Below are 12,901 nucleotides of genomic sequence, written 5' to 3' on the forward strand. Positions count from 1 at the left end.
ATTATTTTTTTACCTTCTATTGGCATAATTCTTCTTTTGAAAGAGAATAGTTTTGATGAATATAAATCAACTCTTTACATTATGAGAAAAGTTTATGCTCCGCTCGATGTTCCAATAGTTCAAAGTAATGATAGATTTAATGGTCCTTTAATAAGAACGATTTATCCTAACTATCTTTTGCTTTCAATAAAGATTTTGGGAATGTTATTTCTAATTACTTTAGGCATTAGACAACTTTTTTGGCCAGACCCAAAATTTCCTGATTTTAAAATCGATTTTTCACAGCCGTTTCAAGGCATTTTTTTACCACTTTTTCTTTTAGGAATTCTGCTTTATTTTCTTGGACGTGAAGTCTTTTACATCTCCCGAAAAATCAATCTCTACTATTATACATTAGAGATAAAAGCCATCTTTTTCAAAAAAACACATTCATATGACGAAATAAACAACATTTCTAAAACATACGAAGAAGAAAGAATACGCGTATCCAATTCCGGACATGCCTTTCTAAAAAAATACTTTTATGAGATTGCTTTAAAAAATGGAAAGAAAATAAAACTAGCTAAAAGAGATTTCTACAACCTTGAAAAATGGATGGAAAACCTCAAGCAAAATACACTGACAGAATAAACAGCCGCAAATCACGGCTATTTTCATTTTATAAGTTTCTAAGTTTCCTTAACCGTAATAATCTTAACCGGACAGGCTTTTGCTGCCAATTCACAACTTTCTACAATGGCATGATTGGGAGATTTTAAAGTGAAAAATCCTTTTGCATTCTGCGAATGAAGTAATACCGATTTTCCGTCTTTTTTTGACATTTGAAAATGAATCGGATCCATTTCTACGCAGTAATTACAACCAATGCATTTATCTCTTTGCAAAGTAATAATGACCATTATGCCTCAACGATTTTATATAGTTTGTCCGACATTCTGATTCTGAACGGAAGTTTAAAAGTACAATCGTCACCTTTTGTTGCTTTTTCCGTTGCTAGATCGTTTACAAACATTTCGTCGATAATCATTTCCTGCGCTCCTGTACTTGGTCCTGTTACTAGAATTTTATCGCCAACTTTAATATCGTAAGCTTCTATTTTGAATTGTCCAACCTCTGCTTTTGGGAAATAATGCGTTCCTTTCCCAACATAAACCTTCTTTTGAGTTGCTGCGGATCCTGGAATATCGCTCCATTCTCCTAATTCTTGTCCCAAATAATATCCTGACCAAAAACCACGATTGTAAACAGTGTTTAAATCTTCCATCCAAACTGCGGTTTTTTCTTTTGAGAAAGTTCCGTCATAATATGCGTCGATTGCTTCGCGATAGGTTTTGATAACCGTTGCCACATATTCTGGTGCACGTCCGCGTCCTTCAATTTTTAGAACTTGAATTCCAGAATCTATTACTTGATCTAGGAAATCGATTGTACATAAATCTTTTGGAGACATCATGTATTCGTTATCCAATTCGATTTCGAAACCCGTTTCTTGATCGATAACAGTATATTTTTTTCGGCAGTTTTGCTTGCAAGCGCCACGATTTGCAGATGAATTATGCGAATGCAGACTCAAATAACATTTGCCCGAAACCGCCATACACAAAGCGCCGTGACCAAAAATTTCAATTTCTACCAAATTTCCGTTCGGACCTTTGATTTGTTCTTTTTCAATTTGTTCTGTAATTTTCTTTACTTGGCGTAAACTCAATTCACGGCTTAAAACCATAGTATCGGCAAATAAACTGTAGAATTTAATAGTTTCGATATTCGTAACATTCAATTGGGTTGAAATATGAACTTCCATTCCAATCGATCTTGCCATGGCAATTACGGCTTGATCTGATGCAATTACAGCGGTAATATTTGCTTCTTTGGCTTTATTCAATAATGTTTTTACGACAGATAAATCGTGATCATAAATAATCGTGTTTAAAGTGAGATAACTTCGAACGTTTTTGACTTCGCAACGATTGGCGATTTCTTTTAAATCTTCAATAGTGAAATTCACCGTCGATCTTGCACGCATGTTGAGTTGTTCAACACCAAAATATACGGAATCACAGCCATTATCTAAGGCTGCCTGAAGTGACTCAAAGTTCCCAGAAGGAGCCATGAGTTCGATTGTATTATTAATTGTCATTTTTGATTTATTATTCCGATGACCTATTTTTCGAGTTTAGCCATCTAACAATCGACAAAAATAATGTGGTATAGATTAGATTTTTATGATTTATATCATGGTCTATAATTTAAAAATTAATGTTGGAAAGTCATAATAACATAGCCCTATCATGAACATATTTTATGGATTTTCAAACATAGCCCACGGTTTCAACCGTGGGAAATTGTGTTATTTTTGTGTTTACAGATTAGTTCCAATGGCTATAAACATTGGATCGAATATGCATTATTCGGAAGCAACTTTTGTCAAGAAGCAAAATTTTATCCTATAAAAACTATTGAGTCAACATCTGTAAACGCCAAAGGAAGTTTAAGTTCTAACAAATTTATCCTTGCCAGCATATGCTCCAAAGGATCTTTTTCAAGATTTTTTATAGCCCAATCTTTTACAACTCCTAAATCTTTAATAATAAGATTCAGATCATTTTTACAAAGATCTATACCATAAATTATATCTGATAATAAAACAGTCTGTGTTTCTCTTAAAGCTGGAATCCAATAAGTATTAAAAAATATTTCTGATGCTATTGGTACATAAAACGTTTCAATATTATCAGGATTTAACGTAAATGCAGCGACACTCATATTAAATCAATCTAAAATCTTGTACACTTTATCTGATAATCTAATTCTGAATGGAACTTCAAAAGTAACCTTATCACCAATTTTAGCCGATTGAGTTTCTGCGCCATCAACGATGAATTTCTCTAAAACCATTTCTTGATCGCCAGTTGTTGGACCCGAAATAAGAATTTTATCACCAACGTTTAATTCGTGATTTTCAACAGTAAATTGTCCAACTTGTGCTTTTACATAATAATGTTCGGCTTTACCAAGAAGTACTTTTTTTACTTTTATTTTCTGACGAATATCAGCTTGCTTTTGTGCAGTTGCTAAAGCCGTTTCTGGCAAGTCGCCTGAATGTTTGAATTTCAAGTTTTCAGATTTTCCTTTTCTGAACACTTTATTTCCAACCTGTTTTCCAGTTCTTAAACGAACTTGATCAACTAAAGGCATGTGAATAATCTCTAAACATTCTGTAGAACAACAGTTTTCCATTGCAGCTTTACATTCATCACATTGAATAAACAATAAATGGCAACCATCGTTTTCACAGTTCGTATGATTATCACATGGTTTTCCGCATTGGTGGCATTGCGAAATGATGTCATCAGTAATTCTTTCGCCTAGACGATTATCGAATACGAAGTTTTTACCAATGAATTTGCTTTCTAAACTTTCTTCTTTCAGTTGTTTCGCATAGTTGATGATTCCACCTTCTAATTGATACACATTTTTGAAACCTTGGTGTTTGAAATACGCACTCGCTTTTTCGCAACGAATTCCTCCAGTACAATACATGACCAGATTTTTATCGTCTTTATGATCTTTAAGCTGTTCGTTGATAATTGGTAAACTCTCTCTAAAAGTCTCAACATCTGGAGTAATTGCTCCTTTAAAATGTCCAACTTCACTTTCGTAGTGATTTCTAAAATCTACTACAATCGTGTTTGGATCATCAAGGATTTCGTTGAATTCTTTGGCTTTCAAGTGAACGCCAATATTAGTAACATCAAAAGTATCGTCATTTAAACCGTCGGCAACGATTTTATGACGCACTTTGATCGTCAATTTTAAAAAGGAATGATCGTCTTGTTCTACGGCAACATTCAATCGGATGCCTTTCATAAAATCGTAAGCTTCAAGCGTTTCTCTAAAAGCTTCAAAATTTTCGGCAGGAACACTCATTTGAGCATTGATTCCTTCGCTGGCAACATAAATTCGACCTAATGCATCAAGGGCATTCCAGGCTACGAATAAATCATTACGAAATTTTTGTGGATCTTGAATTTTGGCATACGCATAGAAAGACAACGTTAGTCGTTGTTTACCTGCATCATCGATCATGATGGCTCTTTCTTCTGCGCTCAAAGTGTTGTACAGTTGCATGCTATAAACAGTTTTAAGTGAGAAATTATTTTTTTGAAAGGTGCAAAGGTAGGGAAAAAGGTGCAAAGTTGCAAAGTAACAAAGTGACAAAGGTTTTTTGTAAGGCTCTAAGGTACTGAGATACTAAGATTCTAAGTTTTTTAGTTTTAGTTCATAAAAAAAGCACCAAACGGTGCTTTTAAAATCTTTGTTACTTTGTTACTTTGTTACTTTGAACCTTTGCCCCTTAAAAAAATTAGCAAAACTCGTTAAATGCGTCTTGTAAATTTTCAGCAATTAGTTCAGCTGGACGTCCTTCGATATGGTGACGCTCTAACATGTGAACCAATTCTCCGTTTTTGAATAAAGCCATAGATGGCGATGATGGAGGAAAAGGAAACATATGTTGTCTTGCAGCATCAACAGCTTCTTTGTCAACACCAGCAAAAACTGTAATAAGGTGGTCAGGTTTTTTAGCTCCTTCTAAACTCATTTTTGCTCCTGGACGTGCATTTCTAGCAGCACAACCGCAAACAGAGTTTACAACAACTAAAGTGGTACCTTCAGCTTTGATAGCATTATCTACAGCTTCAGCACTATGTAAATCTTGAAACCCGGCAGCTGTTAATTCAGCTTCCATTGGTTTTACCATGTCTAGTGGATACATATTCTTGTCTTTTAAATTTTACTTTTGAACTGCAAAGTTACAAAGTTTACTCGCAACTAGTTAATTTGAAGTATAAAGTTTTGTTATAGTTCGATATTAAATTTTTAGAATCAAATTCATAAGAATTTAAGAAGTCGTTTCTTTTATCTGTTTATGTGGAAATTGATAATTATATTGCTTCAAATGATGATTCTTTCCTACTACATTGTGAGTGGTTAAAACTGTAGCTTTATTTCGTTCTGAGATCTCAATAGTTGAAAGATAACTGCTGAAATATTTTCTAAGTATTTGAATATTATCTTTTTCAACAGAATAGATCGTCTTTTTTCCTTCATTTTTTATGTTTACCAAACTTGCTTTCTTCAACTCCAGTAAATGTTTGGATATTGTAGATTGTGCTAACGGAATTAATTCGACAATTTCGCCACAAGTTCTGTTGTCTCTTTTCCATAAAAGCGTCATAATCTGAATTCGAACGGAATGACCGAGTGCTTTACAAATCTTACTTAACACTTCTGTTTCCGAATCAAATTTTAAGTCTTTTGAAATCCCCATTGTACCATAATTAATTCATTATCGCAAAACATCGATCAATTTTGCGACTAGCAAATCTAACTGGTTCTCTCTTTTTTTAACAACCACAAAAAGTCATTAAAATAAGAAAATAAGCCAATCTCTATTTTTGATGAAAAATGGTAATGATAATTTCATCCTTAAAAAACAACTCGAAACAAAGCTTTTAAGAATGGTATTTTAGGACATTTTAAAATCACCTTTAAATCTTCGGCCAGATTGGTTTCTTCATCCAAAAACTTAAAGATCAAAGCAGGATTTCCTTTTTTAAACAAAGAAGAAAAAATAGTACCTCCTAAGTCATTATGGCGATACAAAATATCCAAAAGCAGTAAATCGTAAAACCAAAAACGATTTTTTTGATGAAAGTCTTTCATTTTCACCTCTTCATTCTCAATAAACCGTACTAAATCGGACGACTTTTTATCTGAATTTTTAAACGTATAACCTGTGCTGGCTTTGGTCCAACCACCTGCTGTACCAATATTTAAAACGCGTTTTGTGTTCTTATTCCAAAAAGGATAACAGGTCATTGGAATGCTTCCCTGCTCTTTTTCGATAATTTGATAATGATGAATTCCAAGTTGTTTCAAATAATTCTGAATCTCATTTTCGTATTCATCTTTTGAAAGTAACTTTTCCGAAAACAATGTATATTCTAACAAAGCCTCTGTTGGAGAAGTTGGCAAAACATACATAAACCTAGTATTCTCTTTCTGTTCAACCGAAAAGTCCATGAAAGTAACTTCTTCAGGATTAAAAACTTCTGTTTCTGACTTTACAAACCACCCCACAAAATGTTGTTGCAAAACCGGATATTTCGTTTGACTTTCGGCAAAAGCCTTGGTATAAATACTATTGAACAAATAACTGCAGGTATATCGGTTTTCTTCTGTACCCACAAAAACATGTGTTTCGAGTTCGTTGATATCTGTTACTTTTTCATTTAAAAAAGCAATTTTGGAATATTTGGAAAGTTCTTTAAAAACAAAATTATAGAAATCTATTGCCTTAATTTGATTGTATTTATAAGGCTTCAACGCAAAATGGCGATTAAAATTTTCATCGGCAAACCAAGCAGAATCCCATTTTTTAGAAATAACAGTATCCCAGATTGATTGTCCTTTTTCCCAAAAACACCAAGTTCTGTCATTGGTTTTCTTCAAATCCTGATCTAACAACAAAATGGTTTTATCTGTAAATTTTCCAGACAAAACCATTTTATAAACAGTCATTAAAGACGCAAGTCCTGTTCCTGTAAAAATGTAATCGAAGTGTTTAATTTGCGAAGAGTTCATTCTCAAAAATAAGAAAAATTTACTTTCTCATTCTTTGAGATCACATTTCAAGGAATTTATTTTGCTAAATGCAATCTATTTAAATCCGTATACATCAGAAAACCATTTGATTACAAAACATCAAATCTGGAAAACACATCTTCTAATACCTGGAAAGAAAATGGTTTAAGGCTTTCCTCAGAGTTTTTTTGTAATTCTAACCAAAGATTTTTATCCGAATACAATTCAATTATTCCTGATGCAAATTCTTCTTTTTCTTCATGAATTAAAGCATTTTTTCGATGAATTAATTTCATTCCCTCTGCCCCAACTGGAGAAGTAACAACTGGTAGATAATATTCAAAAGCCTGTCCAATTTTACCTTTTACACCCGCGCCATAACGTAGAGGCGCAACCATGAGTTTGTTACTCATAAAAAAGGGTTCTATATCTGGAACATAACCATGAAAAACAAATCGTGGATCAACAATATCTTTGATCCTATCTTTGACATTTCCAATAATATTGACTTTTATTGTATCGTCTTTCTGCCAAACAATTGGCATAATATCATTGTGAAGACAATAAATCGCATCAATATTAGGTTCGTGTTGAGAACCTATAAAAACGATATCTTCTCTTTTTTCAAATGGAAGAACTTCATCAATAGTACTTTTTGGATAATGAATATTCGATAGTGTAATTAACTTATTATCAGCAATATATTTTGTCATAATTTCTCTTTCGAAATCAGAAACCGTAATCACAAAATCTACATTTTGAGCTAATTTCGTTTCAATAAAAAGAAACTTTTTGTAGTTTTTTCTATTTGAAATTCTTTTCGGATCAAGTTTAATCGCTCTTTGATAACGCAAAAAGTGAATATCTGTCATATCAAAAACCGATTTCGACTCTGGAAGTATTGCTGCTATTTTTCTAAAATTATAATCAAAAGCTCTTGCTCCATAATACCAAACAAAATCTACTTTAGGAACTGTTCTTAAAAAATCGAAATAAGTACGATACTGACTGGTTTCAACGTAAACAATAACACCTAACTCGCTAAAATCGATAACATCTTTATTGGTTCGAAATGTATTTCTAGAACAAATAATGCAGTTGTAACCTTTTGCTTTAAAAAACAAAATAATTTCTTTAAGCCTGTTAGAACCTGAATCCTGATCTGGGGAAGGCATACTAAGATTAAAAAAAACGATCGTTTTGTTGGATGAATTATAAGTATCATAATTCGGTATCGACTGATCCGACTGATTCTTAATTACTTCCCTTTTTTTATAATAATTCTTAAGATTTTTAAATATTCCCATCGATAATTTGTTATTCGCTATTATTTACCCTTTTAACAATGAAGCAGTTATAACAAAAGTGACGCCATCTTCAATTCTAAAATTACACTTGTCAAATTAAAACTCATTTTGATATTCTTTTATTATATGAATAAAAAAATCAAGTTAAAAGAGTTCTCATAATGAATTTATAGTAAGAAAAATAATACTAATTAATTTTAACTGTTGTGCAAATTAATAACAAAAAACTTTCACAATAAAGATTATCGTCAAAATTCTTCATTATTTCTATGTTCAACGAAATTAACATCGCTCATGTGTTTTTTATTCTTTTAAGTTTTCGAGCAGACTAATAAAATTATTTGAATCTAAGTAATTGCTATACTGAAATATAATTTCATAATTCTCATTCAAAACACATAAAACAGGATAAGTAATCTGGCTATTAATGGTTCCTAATTCTATAGCCAACTCATGAACTCCGACATTATTTCCAGAAGGCTGATATTTAAAAGTCTTGTTTTGGAATTGAATATCCCGTTTTTCCTCGGCATTCAAATCAATAAAATAAAAATCGGAATTTAGTTTTTGAATGATTTTCTGATTTTTGAAAGTTGTGGCTTTCATTCGTTGGCAAAACTCACACCAATCGGTATGGATAAAAACAATTATTTTCCGTTTCTGAATTTGTTGCAAACTGTCTATTTCTCCAAAATTCCTGCTTTTTAACTGGCAGAATCCCGTCGAAGTTATTCCGAAGAAAAGAATGAATAGAAGAAGCTTTTTCATTGCTTTTTGTTTTTTGCCACAGATTAAAGGATTAAAAAGGATTTTTTACTTCGCTTGTCAAGCTGAGTGAAAATCCTTTTAATTTGTAAAATCTGTAGCCAATATTTTTCTTTTATCAAATAGAAACATAGATTTTTGTCTTCATAAAAGATTCCAAAAGAAGCTAGTTTCCGCATATAGCTATGTGAATTAATGCGAGTGAAACGTCTTTTCTACAAAAAGCTGAACTATGTTTCTATGTGTTTAAATTTACTTAGCCACAAATTTCACAAATTAGCACAAATTATTAGCCTTACTATTTCATTGAAAATTAGTGTCAATTCGTGAAATTCGTGGCAAAAACAAAATCCTTTTTAATCCTTTAATCTGTGGCTAATAAAATTATCTAAAAGTATATCGCAATCCCAAAAACCCTCGAATGGTTTGGTTTTGTCCGTAAACATAAGTCGTATCAAATGTCAAACCGTACGGATTATCTGGCGTTACTAAAACTTTTCCAGCCGAATCGTATTCCACATTTTTATCAAATGGATCATTGGTTCTCGAAATCAAAAACGGATTATTTTGTTTTGGTCTAAAGTTCAACAGGTTTTTAACTCCGCCATAAACCTCAAAATCTTTCCATCCTGAATACGTAAACTGAATATTCTGAATACTATACCAAGGCGATTTCGGGCTTCTCGGATCGTATTCGCTCAGCAAAGGCAATTTCATCGGACTGTAAACATTTCCGGTATAATCCATCGATAAATTCCAAGGTTGTATTTTATACGAAACACTCCAAGTTCCTGTAAAATTCTCTGTGAGATAAGGTCTTTCTGAAATTCCGTTTTCTACATTTTTATTGTCTAAAACTGTCGCGCCCACAATAAATTTTAGTCCTGAAGGAAAATTAAGATCCACATTGGTACTGATTCCCTGACTTATCGCATAACCGTCAATATTGCTGTAAATGATTTCGTTTGGATCGCTCTCATAATCTGAAATGATTTTATTGCTGAATCGCGTATAAAAAGCGGTCGTTTCAATTCCCATAAAAGTTCCGTTTCCAAAGTTGATTTTCTGAATATAATTCAAATTGACATTTACCGATTTTTCAGGTTTCAAATCGTTTTCAATTATGACATTTCTTGAACCCGTTAAAGCGGCATGATCTTCGGTAAACAAATTCACTACGCGAAATCCAGTTCCAGCATTCAATCTAAAAATCGTGTTTTCATTGGCTTTGAATCGATAGGCAAATCTTGGCGTCAAAATAGAACCGTGAATAGAGTTGTAATCGTAACGCATTCCGAGTAAAACCTGACTTTTTGGAGAAAATGTAATTTCGTCTTGAACAAAAATTCCAGGAAGCCAAGTATTTTCAGGATCTTTGGTTGCTGGTGTATTATCGTCATAATATGTATATCGGCTTGCAATTCCGGCCAGCAAATCATTTCTTCCTATCTTTTTATCCCAAGTCAATTGTAAAAAACCAATTTTCTGATTGGCGATATAAGAAGTCGTTCCGTATCGACTATCTTGATAATGAATATTTCCGGAGAACGAAAGCATCAGTTTTTCTTCAAATGGCAATTGATAACTTCCGATTAATTCGGCTCTTTTGGTATAAATGCTTTCGCCGTAGATTTCGTCACCTCCACGGTATTTCTTTTCCCATCGAATATCTCCTCCCCAGCGGTCTTCGTACATTCCGCGTGCTGCAATCGTAAAAAGGCGATTATGATTTCGTTTAAAACTCCATTTATTAAAAACCGAAATTCGTTCAGAAAGCGTGACATCGGTAAAATTGTCTTTGTCTTTATCGATAATCTGATCGTAGTTGAAATAATTAATTCCGATAAGCGAAGTGGCTTTTTTCCCGACATTAAACTTCGTCGCCAAATCGAGATTGCTTTCAAAATAAGAAGTTGTAAAATAATCCGCTGAAAAAGTCGGCGCATTGGTTGGATTTTTAGTGATAATATTGATTAATCCACCAACTGCCTCACTTCCGTAAAGAGACGACGCCGGACCTTTTACAATTTCTATTCTTTCTACCAAAGAATTCGGAATCCCAGACAAACCATAAACTGTAGAAAGACTACTCACAATTGGCATTCCGTCAATCATAACCAAAGTGTACGGTCCTTCTAATCCGTTTATGTGGATATCTCCCGTATTACAAACGCCACAATTCAACTGCGGACGAACGCCATTTATGTTTTGAAGCGCATCGTAAATACTTGGCGTTGGATTTTTCTTGAAGAAAACCGGAGAATAAACCTCAACAGGAACCGCACTTTCTAATCGTTTTACAGGTTTTAAAGTTCCCGAAACTACGACTTCGTTCAATTCGTTTTGGTCTTCTTTTAATTCAAAATCAAGGTTTAGATTTTCATTTTCTAAAAGCGATATTTTTTGGGTTATCGTTTTGAATCCAGTCGAGGTAACTGCGATTTTATAAGAACCGCTTGGAATATTTTCAAGTTTATAAAATCCTAATGAATCGGTTTGTGTTTTAAAGTTAGTATTTAGCAAATGAACACTAATTCCCTGAATTGATGGAATATCTGCCGCCACTTTTCCAGAGATATTTTGAGAATAGAAGTTTTTAGTTGAAAGTATTAATATTGTCAAAAATAAATATTTCATTGTCATAAAATTAAATTTAGACAAAACTAAAAATTAAATTTGACATATAATTATTCTCAAACCAGAAATTTTCAAACTGATTGAATTCAATATGTTAGATTTTTCTTTTGGGTAGAAATTATTAAACCATATAAGTCATATAAGTCATATAAGTTCATTTAAAGCGAAACTTAAATTTTCTTATATGACTTATATGGTTTAAAAAATTACACAAAATCTTCGTCGATAAGTTCTTTGTTTATTACCGCTCCCGCGAAAGATCCTGAAGAAACCGCGAGTGCCACAGAACGCATTTGAGTGGTAGCATCGCCACTTCCAAAAATACCCGAAACGGTTGTTTTCTGCATAAAATCGACTTTTAAATAGCCTTGCTCGTTGATTTCACAGCCTAAATCTTGTGGCAATTTGCAATGTTGTTCAAAAGGAACTCTGGCATAAATCGCTTTTACCTCTACTTTTTCTCCATTTTTGAAAATGATATTCGAAACATAACCTTCATTGTGTTCTAAAGAATCAATTTCATCTTCTAAAATCAAAACGCCATGTTTTTGTAGCATTTGAGTTTGTTCCAAAGTCAATTCTGATTTTCCGTTGGTACACAAACGAAGATCTTTTGTCCAATTTGAAATCAGTTTTGCAAATTCAAATCCCATTTCTCCATTGGCAATAATCGCTGTTTTTTCATTTTTGACTTCATAACCGTGACAATACGGGCAATGTAAAACTGATATTCCCCAACAATCTGAAAAGCCTTCAATTTCCGGAAACAGATCTTTAACTCCTGTTGCGAACAAAACTTTTCTTGAAGTAAAAACAACTCCAGATTCAGTTGTAATTTCAAATCCATGATCTGTTTTAAGTGCTTTTACGGCAAGTCCATTATAAAATTGAACCGTTTTATAAATGTCAACTTGTAATTTGGCTTTTGCCGAAATAACAGCTGGCTCTTCACCATCTTGTGTAATAAAATTATGAGAATGTGGTGTCTGTCTGTTGCAAGGCAGACCACTATCGATCACCAAAACCTGACGCAAAGAACGCCCAAGACTCATTGCTGCCGAAAGTCCGCTGTAGCTTCCACCAATGATAATTACGTCAAAATTTTTATTTTCCATGAGTACTACTTTTTAATGATTGTGTTTTTTGTGTGATTTGTAATTGACTAAATGTCCGATAATCATTCCAATACCTCCAAAATATATCAGATTCAAATGAATCTCTAAGAATAAATCGGTCAAAATACTGATCCAGATCAAGCTCATAGAAACTATCAAAATGGAAGAAACCAAAAGAGTTGATTTTTTCGTAATTTTGACAACTGCAAACAAGCCTATGGAAGCAAACAGTAAATCGATAATCGGATTGTGACTTAAGCCCAAAGGAAGAATCGTTAAAAGTGGAAAAATCAAACAATGAACTAAACAAATAGTCGCACTCGAGATTCCTAAAATATCGTAAAAGGGTATAGTTATTTTCTTCATTTTGTGTACTTTTACTTAATGCAATTTTGTTGCAAATATACATATTAAAATCAAATGCAACAT

13 protein-coding genes are annotated in these 12,901 nt (G+C 32.9%); 1 reads left to right on the top strand and 12 read right to left on the bottom strand.

Annotated features, from left to right (window positions below; genetic code table 11):
- Window positions 1–630 (top strand): hypothetical protein (locus VGE71_RS18960; RefSeq protein ID WP_331139704.1); only part of this gene is annotated, 630 nt, incomplete at its 5' end.
- A gap of 38 nt (window positions 631–668) precedes the next feature.
- Here the strand turns inward: VGE71_RS18960 and VGE71_RS18965 are convergent.
- From VGE71_RS18965 to VGE71_RS19020, 12 genes are all read right to left on the bottom strand, one after another.
- Window positions 669–899: a ferredoxin gene (locus VGE71_RS18965; RefSeq protein WP_278020076.1), complete on the bottom strand. Its 231-nt coding sequence runs from the start codon at window positions 897–899 to the stop codon at window positions 669–671.
- Window positions 899–2,140 (bottom strand): peptidase U32 family protein, encoded by a 1,242-nt coding sequence (locus tag VGE71_RS18970; protein WP_331139705.1) that lies wholly within the window; start codon window positions 2,138–2,140, stop codon window positions 899–901. Before VGE71_RS18970 ends, VGE71_RS18965 begins: the two co-directional genes overlap by 1 nt.
- 302 nt (window positions 2,141–2,442) lie before the next feature.
- Entirely contained in the window at window positions 2,443–2,766 is a 324-nt protein-coding gene (locus tag VGE71_RS18975; protein WP_331139706.1) for a hypothetical protein, read from the bottom strand.
- A gap of 6 nt (window positions 2,767–2,772) precedes the next feature.
- Window positions 2,773–4,131 (bottom strand): rhodanese-related sulfurtransferase, encoded by a 1,359-nt coding sequence (locus VGE71_RS18980; RefSeq protein WP_331139707.1) that lies wholly within the window; start codon window positions 4,129–4,131, stop codon window positions 2,773–2,775.
- Window positions 4,132–4,366: 235 nt separating this feature from the next.
- Entirely contained in the window at window positions 4,367–4,777 is a 411-nt protein-coding gene (locus tag VGE71_RS18985; RefSeq protein ID WP_125718339.1) for a BrxA/BrxB family bacilliredoxin, read from the bottom strand.
- A gap of 126 nt (window positions 4,778–4,903) precedes the next feature.
- Complete coding sequence (locus VGE71_RS18990; protein WP_331139708.1) at window positions 4,904–5,332, bottom strand: metalloregulator ArsR/SmtB family transcription factor; 429 nt, start codon at window positions 5,330–5,332, stop codon at window positions 4,904–4,906.
- 158 nt (window positions 5,333–5,490) lie between these two features.
- A complete protein-coding gene (locus VGE71_RS18995; protein WP_331139709.1) occupies window positions 5,491–6,648 on the bottom strand; it encodes a lycopene cyclase family protein in 1,158 nt (385 codons plus the stop codon).
- Between the two features lie 110 nt (window positions 6,649–6,758).
- Entirely contained in the window at window positions 6,759–7,955 is a 1,197-nt protein-coding gene (locus tag VGE71_RS19000) for a glycosyltransferase (protein ID WP_331139710.1), read from the bottom strand.
- A 303-nt stretch (window positions 7,956–8,258) separates the two neighbouring features.
- Window positions 8,259–8,723: a thioredoxin family protein gene (locus VGE71_RS19005; RefSeq protein WP_331139711.1), complete on the bottom strand. Its 465-nt coding sequence runs from the start codon at window positions 8,721–8,723 to the stop codon at window positions 8,259–8,261.
- Between the two features lie 381 nt (window positions 8,724–9,104).
- Window positions 9,105–11,357, bottom strand: a complete 2,253-nt coding sequence (locus tag VGE71_RS19010) for a TonB-dependent receptor (RefSeq protein ID WP_331139712.1) — start codon at window positions 11,355–11,357, stop codon at window positions 9,105–9,107.
- A gap of 206 nt (window positions 11,358–11,563) precedes the next feature.
- The gene (locus VGE71_RS19015; protein ID WP_331139713.1) at window positions 11,564–12,472 is read right to left on the bottom strand and encodes an NAD(P)/FAD-dependent oxidoreductase; all 909 of its coding nucleotides are present in this window, start codon (window positions 12,470–12,472) and stop codon (window positions 11,564–11,566) included.
- A gap of 12 nt (window positions 12,473–12,484) precedes the next feature.
- Window positions 12,485–12,838: a MerC domain-containing protein gene (locus VGE71_RS19020; protein ID WP_331139714.1), complete on the bottom strand. Its 354-nt coding sequence runs from the start codon at window positions 12,836–12,838 to the stop codon at window positions 12,485–12,487.
- Window positions 12,839–12,901: the final 63 nt, after the last annotated feature.

This window comes from Flavobacterium sp. (genome assembly GCF_036405015.1).
Lineage (GTDB): Bacteria > Bacteroidota > Bacteroidia > Flavobacteriales > Flavobacteriaceae > Flavobacterium.